The organism is Nonomuraea sp. NPDC048881, from assembly GCF_040649795.1.
Taxonomy (GTDB): Bacteria; Actinomycetota; Actinomycetes; order Streptosporangiales; family Streptosporangiaceae; genus Nonomuraea.
This window is the reverse complement of the sequence record NZ_JBEZGC010000002.1, coordinates 504,860-524,277: the sequence shown is the minus strand read 5'-3', so window position 1 is coordinate 524,277 and position 19,418 is coordinate 504,860. Positions and strand designations below refer to the sequence as shown.

The following is a 19,418-nucleotide window of genomic DNA, read 5'->3' as shown; positions in this document are numbered from 1 at the left end:
CTCCATGAGCGAGGGGATCAACGACCAGTCCGAGCTGACCGAGCTGTCCGAGGCAGCCGCCCAGTCGCGCGCGTCCGTGCTGCGCAGCCGAGCCGAATCGTACATCGCGCTGTCGCGGCACGAGGCCGCCATCGCCGATCTGACCGAGTCGATAACGCTGGTCCCGGACAACGCCCGCGCCTGGCGGCTGCGCGGCGAGAGCCATCGGGTCATCGAGCGGTACGAGGCCGCTCTGGCCGACTTCGACGAGTCGTTGAGACTGGAACCCGACAGCGCGTACGCGCTGGGCTCGCGCGGGCAGGCGTACGCGGCGCTCGGCCGGCTGGAGGAGGCGATGGACGACTTCGACCACGCGCTCACCCTCGCCCCCGAGTCCCTGTGGATCCTGGAGGCCAAGGCCGACGCCCTGGTGGACATGGACCGGCTGGACGAGGCCCTGGACGAGCACGCCAAGATCATCGCGTTGAACGAGGAGCTGGCGTACTCGTGGGTGGCGCGCGGTGACCTGTACCAGCGCATGCACCTCTACAGCGAGGCCATCGCCGACTACACCAGGGCCCTGGAGGCCGACCCCGACCACGTGCGGGCGCTCAGCCGGCGCGGCGAGGCGCTGCGCATGACCGACCGCTACCAGGAGGCGCTGGCCGACCTGAACCGAGCGGTCGAGCTCGACCCCGACAACGACCGCGCGTTCGGCAGCCGGGGCGCGGTGCTGAGCGAGATGGGCGACAACGAGGCCGCGCTGCGCGACCTGGACCGCGCCATCGAGCTGGACCCTGAGTACATCTGGGCCTACCGGGTGCGCGGCGAGATCTTCCAGGAGATGGAGCGGCACGAGGAGGCGGTGAACGACTTCACGCTGGCCCTGCGCCTGGAGTTCGGCGACGACTAGGCCGTCGCGAGCGGCGGGCCGCCCCGGAGGGCGGCCCGCCGTTGTGATGGCATCTCTTTGACAGCGCCTTCGGTCAGAGCGCCAGCAGGGCGTTCACCGGCAGGCGGCTGTCGGACAGCGGCCGTACGGCGATGCGCAGCAGGGCCAGCGCGTTGTCGTCGCCGGCGATGCGGTTGGCGCTGAGCCCGCCGCACGCCTGGCAGTGGTGGATGATCAGCCACTCCCCGTCCGGCCTGACGGTGACGCTGAGCGCCGCCATCGGGCCCCGGCAGCCCGCCCGCCGGTCCCCCGGGATCCGGTGGTCGACGTGCAGGCTGGTCAGGCAGTGCGGGCAGTGGTTGCGGTGCGCCGTGCCGGGCGCGTCCATCGGTACGTCCAGCCGGCAGCCGACGCAGCGGAACGCGTCGCCGCGCTCGTCACGTCGCACGGCCTTGGGCTGTTGCGGCCTGGCCCGGCCAGGGTTCCTCCTGGGCATGTCACAGGTCGCCGAACGCTTCGAGCGGGAACGGCGGCTGCGCGAGCGGGCGTACGGCCATGCGCATGAGGATGAGCTGGTTGTCGTCCCCGCAGATCGGGTTGGACGTCAGCTCGCCGCAGCGCGAGCAGCGATGGATGATCATCCAGTCGCCGGTGCGGAGGACCGCGATGGAGATCGGGTTCATCCGCGACCGGCACTCCGACGGGCCGCCCTCCACCCGGTCGAGCACGTGCAACGAGTGCAGGCAGCTCGGGCAGTGGTTACGGCGGACGCCGCCGGGCGCGTACGCGGCGACGGTCAGGCCGCAGCGGACGCAGGCGAAGGTGTCGGTGCTGATGATGGAACGAGGTTTGCCGTTGGCAGACAACCTGGGTTCTCCTTGCCGGATTTGTCGTGAAAAAAGGCAGCAAGGGAGCGCCGAGCGGGCCTCACAGGCACGCTGGTGCCACAGGCGGTCCGGCCCATTGAGGCCAGGACTTCAGATGCTCGTCCTCAGGCCCTGGAACACAGGGAGGCGAGCACACCCGTGGCACGAGAGAGGCGCGCTGGGCGCCGTGCCGGTCATCAACCCACCTCCACAAGTCGCACCGAACAGGACGATTGCCAGGCTAACCACCCCCTCCGGCCGCGCGCCAACGGTTTTTCGCGGGCCCTGGAGATCGACCGAATATCGTTCTAGTGTTCGTCCATGGGGATCGGGCTGACCGAGGAACACCGGGCGCTGGCGGCCTCCGTGCGGGGGCTGGCGGGCCGTACCGTCGAGCACCGGGCGCTGGCCGGGCAGGGGCTGCTGGGGCTGCACCTGCCGGAGGAGCACGGCGGGCAGGGGTACGGGCTGGTCGAGTTGTGCGTGGCGCTGGAGGTGCTGGGCGAGCTGCGGGTGGCGGGGCCGTACCTGCCGGGTGTGCTGGCCTCGGCGGCGCTCGCCCGGTCCGGGAGACCGCCCGCGCCCGGCCTGCTGCGCGGGCTGGCCGACGGGTCGCTGACGGCGGCCGTCGCGCTCGGGCCGCTCGCTCTCGGGTCGGCCGGGGCCGACCTGTTCCTCGTTCCGCACGGTGACGGGTGGGCGCTGCTCGACCGGGCCGGCGTGCGCGCCGAGCCCGCCGAGGGCGTCGACCTGGACCGGGACCTGTGCACGGTCACGGCCGTCACGGGCCGCGACGTCCCGCCGGAGCGTCTGCTGGGGCCGGTGCCGGTGCGGGAGCTGGCCGCGGTGCTGCTGAGCGCCGACGCGTGCGGCACCGCCGCCTGGGCGGTCGGCACGGCCGCCGCCCACGCCAAGGTACGCGAGCAGTTCGGCCGCCCGATCGGCCAGTTCCAGGGCGTCAAGCACCGGGTGGCGGCCGCTCTGGTCGCCTTGGAGCAGGCCCGCGCCGCCGTCTGGGACGCCGCCCGCGCCTTGGACACCCCACCCACGGACGGGCCGGGCGCGTCCGGCGCGTCTCGCGGGCCCGGCGAACCCGGCGGGCTCGGCGGGCCCGGCGGGCTCGGTCAGCCCGGCGGGCTCGGTGACGACGTGCGGCTGGCCGTCGGGGTGGCGGCGGTGCTGGGGCCGGACGCGGCGGTGCGCTGCGCGGCCGACGCCATCCAGGTGCTCGGCGGCATCGGTTACACCTTCGAGCACGACGCCCACCGCCACTACCGCCGCGCCCTGTCCGGCCGCATGCTCGCCGGCGACCCGGGGCCGTGGGCCGAGCAGGTCGCCGAGCTGGCGCTCGCGGGCGCCCGCCGCGCGATGGAGCCCGACCTGCCCGAGGAGTCCGTCCCGCTCAGGGAGGCGATCAGGGCGGAGGCCGAGTCGTTGCGGCGCGAGGAGCCGCTCGCCCGGCTGGGCCGGTTCGCGCGGGAGGGCTGGATCATGCCCTACCTGCCCAGGCCGTGGGGCCGCGCGGCCACGCCGCTGGAACAGGTGATCATCCACCAGGAGTTCCGCGACCTCAAGCGTCCCAACCTGGGGATCGCCGCCTGGGCGGTCCCGTCCATCGTCACGTACGGCACCCCCGAGCAGCGGGACCGTTTCCTGCCCAGGACGTTCACCGGCGAGCTCGTGTGGTGCCAGCTGTTCAGCGAGCCGGGCGCCGGATCCGACCTGGCCGGCCTGTCCACCAGGGCCGCCCGCGTGGCGGGCGGCTGGTCGCTGACCGGCCAGAAGATCTGGACGTCCCTCGCCCAGTACGCCCACTGGGGCATCTGCCTGGCCCGCACCTCCCCCGGCAGACCCAAGCACGAGGGGATCACGTACTTCCTGGTGGACATGTCCGCCCCCGGCGTCACGGTCAGGCCGCTCAAGGAGATCAACGGGGACGAGATCTTCAACGAGGTCTTCCTCGACGACGTCTTCGTCCCGGACGACCTGGTGGTGGGCGAGGTGGACGGCGGCTGGCGGGTGGCCCGCGACACGCTCTCCCACGAGCGGGTCGCGCTCGGCGACTCCTGGGGGCCCGGCTCCCGGCACACCGACATGATCCGGCTGGTCGGGACCCTGCCGCCGCTGCGGCAGTCGCAACGCGAGCAGGCGGGCCGCCTGTGGGCCGAGGGCCAGGCGATCTCGGCGCTCGGGCTGCGCGTGACGCTGTCCAGGCTGGCCGGGGCCGACCCGGGGCCCGCCTCCAGCGTGCGCAAGCTGCTCGGCATGCGGCACGCGCAGGCGGTCTCGGAGTTCTGCTGGTCGCTGGCGCCGTCCGACCGCCACTGGAACCGCGTGATCCTGACCACCCGGGCCTTCACCATCGGCGGCGGCACCACGGAGGTGCAGCTCAACATCATCGCCGAGCGCGCGCTGGGCCTTCCCCGCGATCCGTGACGCCCGCCCGCACGCACCTGATCTCGGCCGACATCGCCAGGTGACGGGCGGCGAGCCCGGGCATGGCGGTCACCCCGAAGGCGGTCCGGTCCACGCGGGCGGCGACCACGACGGTGAAGCCGTTCGCGGTCACGTCGCAGCGCTCAAGGGTGAGGGTGAGCGGGCGCGCGACGCCGGTGACGGTGAGCGTGCCGGTCAGCGTCCCGTCGCCGGTGGGCCCACCGGCGAAGGTGATGAGGGGGTGGCGGTCGGCGTCGAGGAAGCGGGGCGAGCGCACGGTCTCGTCGCGCCGGTGGTTGCCGGTGTGGAAGCCGGCGGCGTCGATCTCCACGCGCACGCGGGAGTCGGCGAGCGGTTCGGCGACGTCCACGGTGCCGCCTCTGACGTCGAAGGTGCCGCGGGCGCGGGCGAGGCCGTACAGGTGCCGGGTGGTGAAGTGGATCGCGGAGTTCTCGGTGTCGATCTCGTAGCGGCCCAGCGGGGGGAGGTTCGTCATGGGTTCCATTGCACGGCGGCGGGGTGGCCGTGCGGCAGAGCGGGCCGTCGCTGGTGGGGGCGACGATCGGCGGGAGCGCATGCGACTTTCGTATGGTTTCCCACTTACCCGATATTTACGGCATGCGGGGATGTCGTAGCGTTTGCGGCATGGGTGCAGGGGCGTGTCGCCGTTCCCGCGTGCTGGACGTGGTCATCGCGGGCGGATTCGCGCTGCTGGACACCGGCTCGACGCTGCTCGGGCTGTCGTGGTGGCCCGAGCGTCCGGGTCCGCTCGCCTGGGCGCTGCTGGCGGTCCAGGCGGCCGCGTGCCTGTCGCTGGTGGCCCGCCGCCGGGCGCCACTGACGGTCCTGGGCGTGCTGGGGACGTACACGCTGGTGGTGACGTTGCTGATCTCGCCGGCCGGGGTGCTGGTCCCGGCCGGGCAGGAGAACGTGTGGGCGCCGTTCGCGACGATCGCGGCGGCGTACGGACCGCTCTACGACCGCAGGGACCGGCGGATCGCCGTCGCCGCGCTGGCCGCGTACACGATGGTGATCGCGCGGGTGTGGGACCCGTCGGCAGGGGTGCTGGTCGACGGGGTGCTGCGCACGGCCGTCGGCCCGCTGCTCGCGCTCTACCTCGACGGACGGCGGCGGGTGCTCAGGATGCTGGTCGAACGCGCCGAACGGGCCGAACGCGAGCGGCACCTGCTGGCCGAGCAGGCCCGCGCCGAGGAGCGCGCCCGGCTGGCCGGCGAGATGCACGACGTCGTCACCCACCGGGTGAGCCTCATGGTGCTGCAGGCCGGCGCGCTGCGGGTCACCGCGGCCGACGAGCACACCCGGCAGACCGCCGAGGAGCTGCGGGCCGCGGGCTGCCAGGTGCTCGACGAGCTGCGGGACCTGATCGGCGTCCTGCGCACCGCGCCGGAGCCGGACGTGCCGCCGTCGGCGGCCGACTTCGCCGCGCTGGTCGCCGAGTCCGCCTCCGTGGGCACCCCGGCCGAGTTGGTCGAGGAGGGCGACCGGGCGCTGGCCTCGCCGGTGGTGGGGCGCACGGCGTACCGGATCGTGCGCGAGGCGCTGACCAACGTGCGCAAGCACGCGCCGGGCGCGCGGGTGGAGGTGCGGATCGAGTACGGCCAGGCGCGGGTGCGGCTCACGGTGCGCAACACGCCGCCGACCGGCCTGCCCGGCGGTCCCCTGGCCGGCACCGGCTCCGGCCTCGGCATCGCCGACCTGCGGCGGCGGGTCGAGGTCGTGCACGGCACGCTGCGCGCCGGGCCGGCCCCCGACGGCGGGTTCACCGTCGAGGCCGTTCTCCCGGCGTACGTGGCGACATGATCAGGGTCGTGGTCGTGGACGACGAGCCGATGGTCTGCCGTTTCCTGCGCACCATCCTCGGCTCGGCGCCTGACATCGAGGTCGTGGACGAGGCCCACGACGGCGCCGCCGGCGTCGAGGCGGTCGTGCGCAGCCGTCCGGACGTCGTGCTGATGGACCTGCGCATGCCCCGCGTGGACGGGCTCACCGCGATCGAACGCCTGGCTGAGCTACCCCGGCCGCCGGTCGTCGTGGTGCTGACGACGTTCGACGCCGACGAGTACGTCCTGCGCGCCCTGCGCGCGGGGGCCGCCGGCTTCCTGGTCAAGTCCACGCCGCCGGAGGACCTGATCGGGCTCGTCCGAGTGGCCGCCGAGGGGCACACCGTGCTGTCGCCCATCGCCGCCCGCAGGCTGGTGGCGGCCTCGGCCGCCGCGGACCCGGCCCGCGCCCGCGCCCGCGAGCTGCTGGAGTCGCTGACCGGACGCGAGCGCGAGGTGCTGGCCTGCCTCGGCGAGGGCCTGTCGAACGCGCAGATCGCCGCCCGCCTCCACCTGGCCGAACCCACCGTCAAGGGGTACGTGTCGCGCCTGCTGGACAAGCTGGGCTGCCACAACCGCACCCAGGCGGGCCTCATCGCCCACGACGCGGGCCTGACCCGGTAGGCGCCGCGGGCGGCGGGTTCGGCGGCGGGTTCGGCGGCGGGTTCGGCGGCGGGTTCGGCGGCGGGTTTGGCGGCGGGTTCGGCGGCGGGTTTGGCGGCGGAGCAGCGAGGTAGGTGATAAGCCGCAAAGGGGGACAAAAGCCATGAGTAATCCGCAACAGCCCGAACTTCGCCGGTCGGGTAAGTCCGGCGCGAACTCGAAATCCGCCGACGCCGTGCCGGAGTCCAAGAGCGGCGGCAAGCGGGCCGGCCGTCCGCACGGCAGCGACAAGGGACACAAGGGCGGCGGCAAGGGCGGCGGCGTGCCTCCGGGCCAGCACCCGCCGTATCCGGGGTGAGCGGGATGAAGGGCAGCCTGCAGTTCATCGGCAACGCGACCACGCTGATCCGCTACAACGGCTTCACGCTGCTGACGGATCCCAACTTCCTGCACCGCGGCCAGCGGGCGTACCTGGGCTACGGCCTGAGCTCGCGCCGGCTGAAGGACCCGGCCATCGACGTGTCGGACCTGCCGCCCATCGACGCGGTGGTGCTGTCGCACCTGCACGGGGACCACTGGGACCGGGTGACGGAGAAGGGCCTGGACAAGGGCACCCAGATCATCACCACCCGGCAGGCGGCGCGCACGCTGCGCCGCCGCGGCTTCGGCCGCAGCACGGGCCTGGAGGTGTGGGAGCAGCACGAGCTGAGCGGCCCGCAGGGCAGCGTGACCGTCACCGCCCTGCCCGCCAGGCACGCGCCCGGCCCCGCCGAGACGCTGCTGCCGCCGGTGATCGGGACGATGCTGGAGTTCCGCGGCCCCGAGGGCCTGGTGGAGCTGCGCCTGCACATCAGCGGCGACACCCTGCTCGACCGCCGTCTGGAGGCGATCCCGCGTCGCTTCCCGGAGGTCGACCTCGCGCTCGTGCACCTGGGCGGCACCCGCCTGCTCGGCACCCTGCTGGTCACCATGGACGGCGAGCAGGGCGCGACCTGGGTCGACCTGATCAACCCGCACACCGTGGTGCCGGTGCACTACGACGACTACGGCGTCTTCAGCTCACCGCTGGACGACTTCCGGCACCACATCGAGCAGGTGGGCCTGGCCGACCGGGTGGTCTACCTGGAACGCGGCGAGACCCGCGAACTGGCGCCGCACCACCTCGTGCGCCGCTGACCGCTCGCTCCACACCCGTCCGGGCCCCGCACCCGCCCGGACGGGCACCCGTCCGGAGCCGCACCTCTCCGCGGCCCGCACCCGCACCCGCACCCGTCCGAACCTGCACCCGTCCGAACCCGCACCCGTCCGAACCTGCACCTGTCCGAACCTGCACCCGTCCGAGGCGCGGCACCCGACCGAGGCCGTTTCGGGACGGGTGCTTCGGCGTTTGGCCTGGGATGAAGTTTCTTCTACCCGGATGGGGAATCCCCTACCGGGGGCGGAAGTTTACATATCCGATTTCTCCCCCAGCGGGAGGTACCGGAGTTACCTTCGATCTCGGCCGCACCTCCTGTGCCGCCGCACGGCCGGGCCGTCGGGTCCCGTCCCAGGCGCCGGGTCCGGCCGTGCGGCCCACAGCCGCCGCCCTGTTCAGGAGAGCTTGGCCAGCTTCTCCGACGTCCGCTTGAACGCCTTGCCGGTCCACTTGTAGGTCTGGCGGACGAGCAGGTCGGGGCAGCACCGGGGAGCCTTGTCGCTGACCACCTTGCCGCTCAGGCGCACCTCGCCGTTCTGGACGGCGACGGTCTGGGTCTTGAAGTACCGGTTCTTGCCGAGCGTGCCGATCAGCCGCGGGGCCGAACGCCGGGACGCGCCGTCGTAGACGAAGGCCAGCACCGGGTTGCCCGCCGTGGGGCTCGGGCAGGACGAGGTGACGACGGTGTCGGGACGCCCGTCCCGCGTGAGGTCGCCGACGGCGGCGACCCGGGCACGGACGACGTACCACTTGTCCTTCGGCCCCGGCTTGGGGCAGTGCAGCGCCCGCTCCACGACGGGCGCCCAGTCGATGCCCTGGAACGGGTCGGTCGCCGCCGGGCCGGTCGCGGCGAAGGCGGCGCCCGTGGCGAGGATCGGCGCCAGTGAGGTCGACAGGGCGACGGTCGACGCCCAGACGCGGAGTCGGCGGGCCATCGGGCTGCTCTTGTGCGTGGCGCTTGAGTTCATGACCGTTTCGATGCGGGAAACGCCTGACAAGTTCGGCCCGAACCGCGTGACTTACGGCGTCATGCCGTCCGGAGCGTCTTGTCCGTCATGCCATCCGGTGCGTTTCGCCAGGCGGAAGGGGTGCAGGGGTTTGTGGGGACTCGACCACATTTTCGGAAGCGTCGTCCCAGCGTTACGCGCGACACGCCCAGACCTGCGGCTCGCATCCTGTACCAGCTCACGATCGCCACCACCGTTATCGATCTGAGATGTTCGCTTATGTCTCCACCTCGCCCCCTGCCCAGGCAGCCGCCTGGCCGAGGCCGGAACGGAAGGACACCTCACATGCGCCCAGCCACCCGAGCAGCCCTCACCACCCTCGCCGTCGCGTGCTGCACCTTCAGCTCGCTGCCGGCCTGGGCGGCGCCGGCCGGGAACGCGCCGTCGTGCGTGACCGTCTGGCAGAACACCGGGACCATCACCAAGACCGGCTACGCCCGCAACGACTGCGGCTACCGGCTCCGACTGAAGATCATCTGGGCGCGTGGGACGGACGGCGCCTGCCAGACCGTGGACCCCGGCGAGACCATCTACTCGCGCGTGCCGCGCGGCGTGCGCACCTTCGACGGAGCCGACACCTGCTGACCGGCTCCCGCGAAAAGGCCGGCCCCACGACGGGGGCCGGCCTTTCGGGTTGCCGACACCGAAGGTCAGCCGTCGGTGACCGGGACTCCCGCCGCGCCCGGCAGGTGAGTGATCACTTCTCCTCCGGCGCGTTCCTGGCCTTGCTGGGCTGGACGCGCTTGGGCTCGCCCGGCATCTTCGGGTAGTTGGGCGGGTAGGGCAGGTCGCCGCGGTCGTCGGCGGCGTACATCTCCAGCAGGGGCTCGATCGAGTACGCCCGGTCGTCGATGGCCGCGTGCACGTCGCCCAGCTTGGCGTAGCGGGCCGGGACGGTGCGGATGTCGAAGTCGCGCGGGTCGGCGTCGGCCAGCTCGTCCCAGGTCAGCGGGGTCGAGACGGGGGCGTGCGGCTGGGCCCGGACGGAGTAGGCGCTGGCGACGGTGCGGTCTCTGGCGTTCTGGTTGAAGTCGATGAAGACGCGGTCGCCGCGCTCCTCCTTCCACCACGCGGTGGTCACCAGGTCGGGATCGCGGGCCTCGACCGCCCTGGCCAGCGCGATGCCGGCGTGACGCACCTGGACGAAGTCCCAGCGGGGCTCGATGCGCACCGCGATGTGCACCCCGCGGTTGCCCGAGGTCTTGACGAACCCCGCCATGCCCAGCTCGTCGAGCACCTCGCGGGTGCGCTCGGCGGCCCGGCGCGCGGCGTCGAACTCCAGGCCGGGCTGCGGGTCGAGGTCGATGCGCAGCTCGTCGGGGTGCTCGACGTCGGCGGCCCGCACCTGCCAGGGGTGGAAGTCGATGGTGCCCAGGTTGGCGCAGTAGGCGATCGCGGCGACCTCGGTGACCCGGAGCGAGTCGGCGGTGCGGCCGCTGGGGAAGGTGACCGTGACCGACTGCAGCCACTCGGGATGCCTGGGCGGCATGCGCTTCTGGTAGATGGCCTCGGTCTGGACGCCGTCGGGATGGCGCTTGATGTTGGTCGGCCGGTCTCTGAGCGCGCGCAGGGCCCCTTCGCCGACGCTCACGTAGTACTCGACCAGCTCCCGCTTTGTCGCCCCGATCTCCGGGAAGTAGACCTTGTCGGGATTGGTGACCTTGACGGTCCGCTCCCCCACCTTGAGCTCTATGAACGGCGATGCCATGCCACCGAACCTACTCCCCCGCACCGACAGAACAGCCGACGACAGAGCCGACAAACAGGGCCGACGACAGGGCCGACGTGAGAGGTGGGCCCGTCCCGGAGCCGCGTCGGTGGCGGGACCGGGGCTCGACGGGACGGACCTAAGATCATCCATCGCCGTTCCGGGCGCTGGCGCGCCACCCGGCCGGCCATCTCGGGTCGCCAGCGGCGCCAGCACGGGCGTGGGCTGTGCCGCTACGGCGAGCCGCGGACGATCTCACCCCTTGGCAGGAGGCGATGACACCCCCTTACCGACAAAGACGCGAATTCGGCCGAGAAAGGATGCTTCACCCTGCGGAGATCTCTTTTTGCCGGATCTCGTAGTCTGGACGCATGGACAAGGTGGTCAAGAGCGAGGCCGAATGGCGGGCCAGGCTCTCTCCTGAGGAGTTCCACGTGCTCAGGGAGGCCGGGACCGAGCGCCCGTTCACGGGGGAGTACGTCGACACCAAGACCGAGGGCGTGTACTCGTGCCGCGCCTGCGGCGCCGAGCTGTTCCGGTCCGACACGAAGTTCGAGTCGCACTGTGGATGGCCGAGCTTCTTCGAGCCGTCGGGGTCGGAGGCGGTGAGACTGATCGAGGACAACAGTCACGGCATGGTGCGCACGGAGGTGCGCTGCGCCCGCTGCGACTCCCACCTCGGTCACGTCTTCCACGGCGAGGGTTATCCGACGCCGACCGACGACCGTTACTGCATCAACTCGGTCTCGCTGAGGCTCGAACCCAAGGGGTGATCGATCAGCGACAGAGCGTACCGATCGTCCACAGGGGGTAGGGGCCTGCTTGTGGGCCGTGTCCATCTTCGCCACCGCTGGGTGACGATTGAGACGATCGGGCGTGTCGTGACTCAGCGGTGTGAGGTGTGCTCGAAGACGAGGGTCCGGGTGCGCTAGCCCGCCTCGGGGGCTCTCGCGGTTTCCCGGCGCGCGTCAGTTCGGCCGGGGGTACGTGACACGGCAGCTGTGATCGGACGGGCCCAGGATGTTGGCGAGGACGGGGTTCCCGTTCTCGCCGAACTCCGCCTGCACGAACACGATCGGACGCTTCACGCCGTTCGCCCTGAGGTACTCCAGGCCGCGTTTGCACAGCGTGATGGCCGCGGCGGAGTTGTCGGCGCTGTCCGGTAAGTTCGTGTAAATGCGCAGATATCCGCCTACGGTGCGGATGTCCTTGAGGTGTTTCATCGCCTTGTCGCCCCGCCCCCAACGGGCGCGGAAGTACTCGGCGGCCTCCCGGTCGGTGTGCCGCGACGGTCCGTCGGCCTTGTAACCGGCCGAGTCGCCGCCCTTGGCCGCGCCCGGGTCGTCGGCCTCGGGCAGGCTGACCTGGGCGTCGCCGGTCTCGGTCTTTCCCGTGACGGTGTCCGGCTTGCCCTGGACGGCGTCCGGCTTCGCGGCGGGGTCGGCGGCGCCGGTCCGGGCGGGCGTCCCTGAGCCGGCGGGGTCGGCGGCGGCCGGCGTGCTCGGCCGGGCCTGGCCCTTCGGCAGCTCGCGCGCCTCCGCGGCGCCCTTGCCGCTGGCCGGCGCCCGTCCCGGGTTCGCCGGGACGCCGCCCTCGGCCGCCGGGTCCTGCCGGGCCGTGGCGCCGTCCGCGCCGGCCGGGGCTCCGGAGGCGGCGACCGTCCCGCCGAACGCGCCGTTCAGGCCGAGCAGCAGCGCCACTCCCCCGGCCAGCGCCACCGCGCCCGCGGCCAGGCCCCGTGTTCCCGCACGCCCGCGCCGCCGCCGCCCACGCCGCCCGCGTCCCGCACGCGCCTCCGCCGGGCCGCCGGTCACCCGCGCGTGACCCGCACGTGCCTCTGCCCGGCCGCCGGTGCGAGGCTCCGCCCGGTCGCCGGGTTGCTGGGCGGACGGTGTCGTGTCCCGTAACGCCGCATGACGGCCTGGCGCGCGCCGGCGCCCGGGGCCCTGACCTTCCGCGGACTGTTCCACCCGGCCCTCCTAGCCCCTGCGTGGACCGTGCCACCGACGTCACGCCACCGAAAGGGAATTCACCCTCGATTGTGACAAAGGGGATAGATCACTTCAGGGAGATCGTCAAGTTGGCCCCGACGTTCCTCGCCGCCCCGGGCCGCCCCGGGCCACCGTGACCGCTAGGGCAGGGCCGCGACGAGCTCCTGCACCGGCTTGCGGGCGCCCGTGTAGAACGGGATCTCCACGCGGGTGTGGCGGCGGGCCTGCGCGCCGCGCAGCGTGCGCATCAGGTCGACGATGCGGTGGAGCTCGTCGGCCTCGAACGCCAGCATCCACTCGTAGTCGTTGAGCGAGAAGCAGGCCACGGTGTTGGCCCGCACGTCGGGGTAGTCGCGGGCCATCCGGCCGTGCTCGGCCAGCATCGCCCGCCGCTCGGAGTCCTCCAGCAGGTACCACTCGTAGGAGCGGACGAACGGGTAGACGCTGACGTACGCCCGCGGCTCCTCCTCGGCCAGGAAGGCCGGGATGTGGGACTTGTTGAACTCGGCCGGCCGGTGGAGCGCCATGGCCGACCAGACCGGCCTGCTGTGCCGGCCGAGGCCGGTGCGGCGGAACCGGGAGTAGACGTCCTGGAGGTCCTCGGGCGTGGGAGCGTGCCACCAGAACATGTAGTCGGCGTCGGCACGGAAGCCGGCGACGTCGTAGACCCCCCTGGTCACGACGTCCTTGCCGGCCGCCTGTGCGAGCAGCTCCTCGACCTCGTCGGCCATGTTCTCCCGGTTGCCCGGGACCTGCTCGGTCACCTGGAAGACCGACCACATGGTGTAACGGATCACCTGGTTGAGATCGCGGGCCTTCGGCCGCGGCGCGCCCTCTGTCATGTCCTTCATTCTCCTTCTCGCGACAGGTGGTCCAGAATCCGGGCCGCGGCCGTGCGGGCGGTCGCGATGCAGGCGGGGACGCCGATGCCGTCGTAGGCCGCGCCGCACACGGCGAGCCCGGCGGCGCCCGAGACCGCGGCGCGCACCCTGGCCACCCGGTCGAGGTGGCCCACGTTGTACTGCGGCAGCCCGCCGCCCCAGCGGGTGACCCGGCTGTCGACCGGCAGGCCGCGCACGCCGATCACGTCGGCCAGCTCGGCCGTGGCCAGCGACACCAGCTCGGCGTCGTCGCGCTGGAGCAGGTGCTCCTCGCCGATCCTGCCGACCGAGCAGCGGACGAGCAGCAGGTCCTGGGCCAGGTGGGGCCACTTGACCGAGCTGAACGTCACCGCCTTGACCGGCCGGCCCTCCACCGGCGGCACCAGGTAGCCGCTGCCGGTCGGCGGCTGCGGGAGCGCATCGATCGGGTAGGCGAGCGTGACGACGGCCATGCTGGCGTACTCGATCCTGGCCAGCTCGGCGGCGGCCTTGGGCACCTCGGCCTTGAGCAGGCGGGCGGCGGCGGGCGCGGGCGTGGCCAGGATGACGGCGTCGGCCTCGATCACCTCGGGCCGCGGCACCGGCCCGGCGACCAGCCGCCAGCCGTGCTCGGTGCGGTGGAGCTCGCGCACGGTCACGCCGGTGCGGACGTCGGCCCCGGACGCCTTGGCCACCGCCTCGGGCAGGCCGCCCAGGCCCTGGCGCAGCGTCGTGAAGACCGGCCCGCCGTTCTTGGGCGCCTCCTCGACGATGTGCCGGGCGGCGCTCAGCAACGAGCGCTCGGCCCTGGCGACGGCCGCGACCTGCGGCATCGTCGCCTCCAGCGACAGCATGTCGGAACGGCCGGCGTAGACCCCGCCGAGCAGCGGCTCGACCAGGCGCTCGACGATCTCACCGCCCATCCTGGCCCGGATGTAGGAGGCCACGGACACGTCGGTGCGCACCAGCGTGGGCGGCAGGACCTGGTCGAGCGGCACTCGCAGCAGGCCGCCGGGCGAGACGATGCCGGACCTGGCCAGCTCCGCCAGGTCGGCCGGCACGCCCATGACGTGCCCCTTCGGCATCTGCCGCAGCGCGCCCCTGGAGTAGACGGCCGACCGCACGGTGCCGGGAAGGACCAACTCGTCCTCCAGCCCGACAGCCTTGGCCAGCTCGACGCCCTCCGGCCGGCGGGCCAGCATGGCCTCGGCCCCGGCGTCGAGGCTCACCCCCGCGACCTCGGAGGCGTGCAGCTTGCCGCCGAGGCGGGGGCTGCCCTCCAACACGGTCACCTTGACCTGCTCGCTCGTACCCTGACGGAGGAACCACGCGGCCGCCAGGCCGGAGATCCCACCGCCGATGACGACGACGTGCGCCCGTTTCCCTTCCACGTCTCCTGACGCTACCGCCTCGGCAGACCACCCAGCTGATCGGGGCACGTGACCCTACCGTGATGTATGTCGCCAAACCGGGGTGATCCAGTTTCCGTCATAAGGGCATGAGGAGAATCCGGTTAGGCATCGCGCTCTCGGCCTGCGCCACTCTGCTGCTCGCGGGCTGCGGCGGCGGCAGCGCCGAGATGACGTCGGGCGGCTCGCCCGCGGTGGCCTCGCAGGGCATGGCCGCCCCCGAGGCGCGGGACCTGGCCGCGCCGCAGAAGCAGGCCGCGCCGCAGGACGGCGACAGCGCGGTCTCCGGCGTCAAACTGGCCCAGCGGCAGCTGGACCGGCAGGTGATCTACACCGGCAGCATGACCGTCCGCGCCAAGCAGGTCACCTCGGCCGCGCAGCAGGCCAAGCAGCTCGTCACGGCGGCGGGCGGCTACCTGTCGAAGGAGGAGGCCGAGTCGGCCGGCGACACCGAGGACTCGGCCCTGCTGGAGTTCAAGATCCCGCCCACCCGGTACGCCGACGTGACCGCCAGGCTGGGCAAGGAGCTGGGCAAGCAGCTCTCGATGACCCAGGGCACCCAGGACGTCACCCTCCAGGTCGCCGACGTCGAGAGCCGGCTGAAGTCGGCGCAGAAGTCGCTGGAGTCGCTGCGCACGCTGCTGAAGAAGGCCGAGACCATCGGGCAGGTGCTGCAGGTGGAGCGGGAGATCAACTCCCGCGAGGCGGACCTGGAGGCGTTGCAGGCGCAGCAGAAGGAGCTTGCCACCCAGGTCGCGATGGCCACGCTGACGCTCCGGCTGGTCGGGCCGGTGACCGTGGTCGAGGACCCGGCCGAGGAGCCGGCGGGCTTCCTCGGCGGGCTGAAGACCGGGTGGGAGGCGCTGGTGTCGTTCACCAAGACGGCGCTGACCGTGGTCGGCGCGCTGCTGCCGTGGCTGCTCGTCCTGGCGCCGCTGGTGGCCGTGGCGGTGTTCCTGGTGCGGCGCAACCGCGCGCGCCGCCCCGCGCGCCCTGCCGAGCCCGAGCCCGCCGAGCCCGAGCCCGCCGAGCCCGGGCCGTCGGCGGCGTGAGGGTCAGGCGCCCGCTTCGTGCACCAGGTCGGTCAGGCGCTTGAGCTGGTCGGGGTCGGTCGAGGGGAGCACGCCGTGGCCGAGGTTGAACACGTGCCCCTCGGCCGCCGCGCCGCGCCGCAGCACCTCGCGGGCCCTGCGCTCCACGACCTCCCACGGCGCGAGCAGGATCGCCGGGTCGAGGTTTCCTTGCAGCGCCTTGCCCGGCCCGACGCGCCGGGCCGCCTCGTCGAGCGGCACCCGCCAGTCGACGCCCACGACGTCGGCCCCGGCCTCGCCGAGCACGCCGAGCAGCTCGCCGGTGCCCACGCCGAAGTGGATGCGGGGCACGCCCGCGACGCCCTCGAAGATGCGCCGGGTGTGGGGCAGGACGAACTCGCGGTAGTCCTCCGGGGCCACCGCGCCCACCCACGAGTCGAACAGCTGGATCGCCGAGGCGCCGGCCGCGATCTGGATGCGCAGGTGCTCCAGCACGATGTCGGACAGGCGTTCCATGAGGGAGTGCCACAGGGCGGGCTCGCCGTACATCATGGCCTTGGTGCGGTCGTGGTTCTTCGACGGGCCGCCCTCGATGAGGTAGGACCCGAGCGTGAAGGGCGCGCCGGCGAAGCCGATCAGCGGGGTGCCGCCCAGCTCGCCGACCAGGGCCGAGATCGCCTCCGTCACGTACGGCACGTCGCCCGGCTCCAGCGGGCGCAGCGCCTCCACGGCCCGCGCGTCGCGGATCGGGTCGGCGACGACCGGGCCGACGCCCGGCTTGATGTCGAGGTCGACGCCGATGGCCTTGAGCGGGACGACGATGTCGCTGAAGAAGATGGCCGCGTCGACGCCGTAGCGGCGCACGGGCTGCATGGTGATCTCGACGATCAGGTCGGGCGTCGCGCAGGCGGTGAGCATCGGCACACCCTCGCGGACCTTCAGGTATTCGGGCAGCGATCGCCCGGCCTGCCTCATGTACCAGACCGGGGTGTGCGGGACGGGCTGCCTGCGGCAGGCGCGCAGGAAGGCTGAGTCGGCGAGATTCACCCTCCAAGGGTGCCATGGCACCCGATCGGCCGGGACATCGGCGCGGGGTGACCGGATCGGCCGGGACATCGGCGCGGGGTGTCGGAAAAACATGCATTGGATACCCAAAATCATGATCAGATAGCCAGATGAAGGTTTACCGGTCTGCCCGGCAGCGGCGTCACACTCGGGTCGAACACACCCCATGCCCGCCCAGAGAGCCGGTCTCGACTGGACCAAATGTTCACCAACCCACCGCGCGGCACCGATTCAGCGACCACTTTCGGGACACGCCGAGCGCGTTGCGGGGAATTGTCAGCGGCTCGTGCCAACGTCGGAGCCACGACCCGAAGAAAGGCCCCGGTTCGATGACTGGTGCGATGACCGCGTTGTGGAGTTCCCCGGAGGTTCGCAGCGAGCGCTGTGCTGCCTGCGCCGGCGAGCGGCTGTTCGAGCAGCCGCCCTGCTTCGACGGACACGGTCCTGGCGAGTGCCCGGAATGGTCCTGCGCCGAATGCGGCCACGCGATCCTGCTCGGCTCGGCCGAGACCACCCGACCGGTTCGCCAGCTGGTTACGGCAGCGGCTTGATCACCAAGGATGAGCACCCCCGTGGTCCCCTTCCGTCCGTCCTCGACCTACGCTTCGGCTATGACCCTCGGTGACCAGCCACCGCCGCCCGCCGCGTTCACCCGCGCGGCGCAGAGCCTGCGGCTGTCCGAGGTCAGGCCGGAGATCGAGCTGGAGGACCTCCCCGCGCCGCAGCGGCTGGCCCCCTACTCGGCCGCCATCGGCGCCTCGGTCTACCGCGACGACGACGAGCTCGCGGTCGGCCGGCTGATCCTGCTCTACGACCCCGACGGCCAGCGCGGCTGGGAGGGCCCGTTCCGGCTGGTGGCCTACGTCCGGGCCGACATGGAGCCGGAGATCACTTCCGACCCGCTGCTCGGCCCGGTCGTGTGGAGCTGGCTGACCGAGGCCCTGGAGGCGCACGAAGCCGACTACTCCGCCGCGGGCGGTACCGTGACTAGAGCCGTGTCCGAGGGCTTCGGCAACAAGGCGGAAGACCCGGTCACGACCGAGCTTGAGCTGCGTGCGTCCTGGTCGCCCGCCGAGGAGGATCTGTCCGGCCACGTCGCCGCCTGGTGCGACCTCATGTGCCTGGCGGCGGGGATCCCGCCGCTCCCGCCCGACGTGGCCGCGCTGCCGCGCCGACGTGATGATCCGGAGAGTGACCGTACGAAGTGAGGGCACCAGTCAAGACAGCACCAGCGTCATGAGGTCGGTGAGCTCATGACAGAAGAACGCATCGTCGAGCCCCTGCTCGAACCCCGCGAGGGCATCCCCCCGGTGATCGCCGACGCGCACGGGCTGGCGCGGGTCGTCGACGCCTTCGCCGCGGGCACCGGCCCCGTGGCGGTCGACGCCGAGCGCGCCTCCGGCTACCGCTACGGCAACCGGGCCTACCTGGTCCAGCTCCGCCGGGCCGGCGCCGGCACCGCGTTGATCGACCCGGTCGGCTGCCCCGACCTGTCGGCGCTCGACGCCGCGCTCACCGGCACCGAGGTCGTGCTGCACGCCGCGTCCCAGGACCTGCCGTGCCTGATGGAGGTCGGCTTCAAGCCGCGCGAGATCTTCGACACCGAGCTGGCCGGCCGGCTGCTCGGTTACGAACGCGTCGGGCTCGGCACGATGGTCGAGACCGTGCTCGGGCTGCGGCTGGAGAAGGGCCACTCGGCCGCCGACTGGTCCACCAGGCCGCTGCCGGAGGACTGGCTGCGCTACGCCGCCCTCGACGTCGAGGTGCTGGTCGAGCTGCGCGACATGCTCCACCAGGAGCTGGCCGGGTCGGGGAAGCTGGAGTGGGCGCGCGAGGAGTTCGCGGCCGTGCTCAACACCCCGCCGCCGGCGCCGCGCTCCGACCCGTGGCGGCGTACGTCGGGCATCCACAAGGTGCGCAACGTGCGCGCGCTGGCCATCGTGCGCGAGCTGTGGACCATGCGCGACACGATCGCCAGGGAGAACGACCTGGCCCCCGGCCGGGTGCTGCCCGACGCCGCGATCGTCACCGCCGCCCTTGAGGGGCCCCGCACGAAGAAGGCCCTGACCGAGATCTCGGCCTTCACCGGCCGCAGCGCCCGCCGCTACATGAACGACTGGCTGGCCGCCGTCAACCGGGCGCGGACGTTGCCCGACGGCGAGCTGCCCCAGCCGAGCACGCCCGGCGACGGGCCGCCCCCGCCCAACCGCTGGGCCGACCGCGACCCGGCGGCGGCCAAGCGTCTCGCGGCGGCGCGGGCCGTGGTGGCCGCGCTGGCCGAGGAGCACCGCATGCCCACGGAGAACCTGCTCCAGCCCGACGCGGTGCGCAGGCTCACCTGGGAACCCCCCGCTGAGATCACCGACGAGAGCGTGACCGCGCGGCTGCGGGCGCTCGGGGCGCGTGAGTGGCAGCTCTCGCTCACGGCCCATCCCATCGCCAAGGCGCTGGCCCGGCTCGACGGTTAGCTTTCCCCGCCGGCGTACGGGCGGAGGGCCCGCCTCCGCCCGCCGGCGTCACCGTCCCACTTGACGC

The 19,418-nt window shown here is 72.7% G+C and carries 20 protein-coding genes; 11 read left to right on the top strand and 9 right to left on the bottom strand.

Features of this window, described 5'->3' with window-relative positions:
- Positions 1-4 precede the first annotated feature (4 nt).
- On the top strand, positions 5-892 hold the full coding sequence (locus AB0C33_RS07965; RefSeq protein ID WP_358284786.1) for a tetratricopeptide repeat protein: 888 nt from the start codon (positions 5-7) through the stop codon (positions 890-892).
- A gap of 73 nt (positions 893-965) precedes the next feature.
- On the opposite strand, the gene AB0C33_RS07960 is transcribed toward AB0C33_RS07965, so the two are convergent.
- On the bottom strand, positions 966-1,367 hold the full coding sequence (locus tag AB0C33_RS07960; RefSeq protein WP_352365635.1) for an RNHCP domain-containing protein: 402 nt from the start codon (positions 1,365-1,367) through the stop codon (positions 966-968).
- 1 nt (position 1,368) lies between these two features.
- A complete protein-coding gene (locus tag AB0C33_RS07955; protein ID WP_352325680.1) occupies positions 1,369-1,737 on the bottom strand; it encodes an RNHCP domain-containing protein in 369 nt (122 codons plus the stop codon).
- A 321-nt stretch (positions 1,738-2,058) separates the two neighbouring features.
- Between AB0C33_RS07955 and AB0C33_RS07950 the strand changes: the two genes are divergently transcribed.
- The gene (locus tag AB0C33_RS07950; protein WP_358284784.1) at positions 2,059-4,173 is read left to right on the top strand and encodes an acyl-CoA dehydrogenase; all 2,115 of its coding nucleotides are present in this window, start codon (positions 2,059-2,061) and stop codon (positions 4,171-4,173) included.
- On the opposite strand, the gene AB0C33_RS07945 is transcribed toward AB0C33_RS07950, so the two are convergent.
- A complete protein-coding gene (locus AB0C33_RS07945; RefSeq protein WP_358284782.1) occupies positions 4,133-4,669 on the bottom strand; it encodes a YceI family protein in 537 nt (178 codons plus the stop codon). The two genes, AB0C33_RS07950 and AB0C33_RS07945, sit on opposite strands and share 41 nt — an antisense overlap.
- Positions 4,670-4,818: 149 nt before the next feature.
- On the opposite strand from AB0C33_RS07945, the gene AB0C33_RS07940 reads away from it, so the two are divergent.
- From AB0C33_RS07940 to AB0C33_RS07925, 4 genes are all read left to right on the top strand, one after another.
- A complete protein-coding gene (locus AB0C33_RS07940; protein WP_358284780.1) occupies positions 4,819-5,994 on the top strand; it encodes a histidine kinase in 1,176 nt (391 codons plus the stop codon).
- Complete coding sequence (locus AB0C33_RS07935) at positions 5,991-6,638, top strand: response regulator transcription factor (protein ID WP_358284778.1); 648 nt, start codon at positions 5,991-5,993, stop codon at positions 6,636-6,638. Before AB0C33_RS07940 ends, AB0C33_RS07935 begins: the two co-directional genes overlap by 4 nt.
- Before the next feature lie 142 nt (positions 6,639-6,780).
- A complete protein-coding gene (locus tag AB0C33_RS07930) occupies positions 6,781-6,975 on the top strand; it encodes a hypothetical protein (RefSeq protein WP_358284776.1) in 195 nt (64 codons plus the stop codon).
- A 5-nt stretch (positions 6,976-6,980) separates the two neighbouring features.
- Positions 6,981-7,793: an MBL fold metallo-hydrolase gene (locus tag AB0C33_RS07925; RefSeq protein ID WP_358284774.1), complete on the top strand. Its 813-nt coding sequence runs from the start codon at positions 6,981-6,983 to the stop codon at positions 7,791-7,793.
- Positions 7,794-8,207: 414 nt separating this feature from the next.
- Here the strand turns inward: AB0C33_RS07925 and AB0C33_RS07920 are convergent, their stop codons facing one another.
- Positions 8,208-8,747, bottom strand: coding sequence for a hypothetical protein (locus AB0C33_RS07920; protein WP_358284772.1), 540 nt, complete (start codon positions 8,745-8,747; stop codon positions 8,208-8,210).
- Positions 8,748-9,104: 357 nt separating this feature from the next.
- On the opposite strand from AB0C33_RS07920, the gene AB0C33_RS07915 reads away from it, so the two are divergent.
- Positions 9,105-9,404: a hypothetical protein gene (locus tag AB0C33_RS07915; protein ID WP_358284770.1), complete on the top strand. Its 300-nt coding sequence runs from the start codon at positions 9,105-9,107 to the stop codon at positions 9,402-9,404.
- Positions 9,405-9,516: 112 nt separating this feature from the next.
- Here the strand turns inward: AB0C33_RS07915 and ligD are convergent, their stop codons facing one another.
- Positions 9,517-10,527: a non-homologous end-joining DNA ligase gene (gene ligD, locus AB0C33_RS07910; RefSeq protein WP_358284768.1), complete on the bottom strand. Its 1,011-nt coding sequence runs from the start codon at positions 10,525-10,527 to the stop codon at positions 9,517-9,519.
- A 371-nt stretch (positions 10,528-10,898) separates the two neighbouring features.
- On the opposite strand from ligD, the gene msrB reads away from it, so the two are divergent.
- The gene (gene msrB / locus AB0C33_RS07905; protein WP_352325044.1) at positions 10,899-11,300 is read left to right on the top strand and encodes a peptide-methionine (R)-S-oxide reductase MsrB; all 402 of its coding nucleotides are present in this window, start codon (positions 10,899-10,901) and stop codon (positions 11,298-11,300) included.
- 195 nt (positions 11,301-11,495) lie between these two features.
- Here msrB and AB0C33_RS07900 read toward each other — a convergent pair whose 3' ends face one another.
- The 3 genes from AB0C33_RS07900 to hemG all read right to left on the bottom strand — a co-directional run bounded on the left by AB0C33_RS07900 (position 11,496) and on the right by hemG (position 14,769).
- Positions 11,496-12,341 (bottom strand): hypothetical protein, encoded by an 846-nt coding sequence (locus AB0C33_RS07900; RefSeq protein WP_358284766.1) that lies wholly within the window; start codon positions 12,339-12,341, stop codon positions 11,496-11,498.
- 317 nt (positions 12,342-12,658) lie between these two features.
- Positions 12,659-13,360, bottom strand: a complete 702-nt coding sequence (gene hemQ / locus AB0C33_RS07895) for a hydrogen peroxide-dependent heme synthase (protein WP_352365611.1) — start codon at positions 13,358-13,360, stop codon at positions 12,659-12,661.
- A gap of 5 nt (positions 13,361-13,365) precedes the next feature.
- Positions 13,366-14,769 carry a protoporphyrinogen oxidase gene (hemG, locus tag AB0C33_RS07890; protein WP_358284764.1) on the bottom strand — a complete coding sequence of 468 codons (1,404 nt, stop codon included), beginning with the start codon at positions 14,767-14,769 and terminating at the stop codon, positions 13,366-13,368.
- Positions 14,770-14,876: 107 nt separating this feature from the next.
- Here hemG and AB0C33_RS07885 point away from each other — a divergent pair, with 107 nt between their 5' ends.
- Positions 14,877-15,839 carry a DUF4349 domain-containing protein gene (locus AB0C33_RS07885; protein ID WP_358284762.1) on the top strand — a complete coding sequence of 321 codons (963 nt, stop codon included), beginning with the start codon at positions 14,877-14,879 and terminating at the stop codon, positions 15,837-15,839.
- Positions 15,840-15,842: 3 nt separating this feature from the next.
- Here AB0C33_RS07885 and hemE read toward each other — a convergent pair whose 3' ends face one another.
- Positions 15,843-16,841: a uroporphyrinogen decarboxylase gene (hemE, locus tag AB0C33_RS07880; RefSeq protein WP_358285965.1), complete on the bottom strand. Its 999-nt coding sequence runs from the start codon at positions 16,839-16,841 to the stop codon at positions 15,843-15,845.
- Between the two features lie 653 nt (positions 16,842-17,494).
- On the opposite strand from hemE, the gene AB0C33_RS07875 reads away from it, so the two are divergent.
- Complete coding sequence (locus AB0C33_RS07875; RefSeq protein ID WP_352365603.1) at positions 17,495-18,091, top strand: DUF3000 domain-containing protein; 597 nt, start codon at positions 17,495-17,497, stop codon at positions 18,089-18,091.
- 45 nt (positions 18,092-18,136) lie between these two features.
- Positions 18,137-19,351, top strand: a complete 1,215-nt coding sequence (locus tag AB0C33_RS07870; RefSeq protein ID WP_358284760.1) for a ribonuclease D — start codon at positions 18,137-18,139, stop codon at positions 19,349-19,351.
- Positions 19,352-19,418: the final 67 nt, after the last annotated feature.

Excerpts from the sequence above, each read along its gene's own strand:
- AB0C33_RS07965 (WP_358284786.1), top strand. The coding sequence starts at position 5 with ATGAGCGAGGGGATCAACGACCAGTCCGAGCTGACCGAGCTGTCCGAG.
- AB0C33_RS07960 (WP_352365635.1), bottom strand. The coding sequence starts at position 1,367 with ATGCCCAGGAGGAACCCTGGCCGGGCCAGGCCGCAACAGCCCAAGGCC.
- AB0C33_RS07950 (WP_358284784.1), top strand. The coding sequence starts at position 2,059 with ATGGGGATCGGGCTGACCGAGGAACACCGGGCGCTGGCGGCCTCCGTG.
- AB0C33_RS07945 (WP_358284782.1), bottom strand. The coding sequence starts at position 4,669 with ATGACGAACCTCCCCCCGCTGGGCCGCTACGAGATCGACACCGAGAAC.
- AB0C33_RS07940 (WP_358284780.1), top strand. The coding sequence starts at position 4,819 with ATGGGTGCAGGGGCGTGTCGCCGTTCCCGCGTGCTGGACGTGGTCATC.
- AB0C33_RS07935 (WP_358284778.1), top strand. The coding sequence starts at position 5,991 with ATGATCAGGGTCGTGGTCGTGGACGACGAGCCGATGGTCTGCCGTTTC.
- AB0C33_RS07930 (WP_358284776.1), top strand. The coding sequence starts at position 6,781 with ATGAGTAATCCGCAACAGCCCGAACTTCGCCGGTCGGGTAAGTCCGGC.
- AB0C33_RS07925 (WP_358284774.1), top strand. The coding sequence starts at position 6,981 with ATGAAGGGCAGCCTGCAGTTCATCGGCAACGCGACCACGCTGATCCGC.
- AB0C33_RS07920 (WP_358284772.1), bottom strand. The coding sequence starts at position 8,747 with ATGGCCCGCCGACTCCGCGTCTGGGCGTCGACCGTCGCCCTGTCGACC.
- AB0C33_RS07915 (WP_358284770.1), top strand. The coding sequence starts at position 9,105 with ATGCGCCCAGCCACCCGAGCAGCCCTCACCACCCTCGCCGTCGCGTGC.
- ligD (WP_358284768.1), bottom strand. The coding sequence starts at position 10,527 with ATGGCATCGCCGTTCATAGAGCTCAAGGTGGGGGAGCGGACCGTCAAG.
- msrB (WP_352325044.1), top strand. The coding sequence starts at position 10,899 with ATGGACAAGGTGGTCAAGAGCGAGGCCGAATGGCGGGCCAGGCTCTCT.
- hemQ (WP_352365611.1), bottom strand. The coding sequence starts at position 13,360 with ATGACAGAGGGCGCGCCGCGGCCGAAGGCCCGCGATCTCAACCAGGTG.
- AB0C33_RS07885 (WP_358284762.1), top strand. The coding sequence starts at position 14,877 with ATGAGGAGAATCCGGTTAGGCATCGCGCTCTCGGCCTGCGCCACTCTG.
- AB0C33_RS07875 (WP_352365603.1), top strand. The coding sequence starts at position 17,495 with ATGACCCTCGGTGACCAGCCACCGCCGCCCGCCGCGTTCACCCGCGCG.
- AB0C33_RS07870 (WP_358284760.1), top strand. The coding sequence starts at position 18,137 with ATGACAGAAGAACGCATCGTCGAGCCCCTGCTCGAACCCCGCGAGGGC.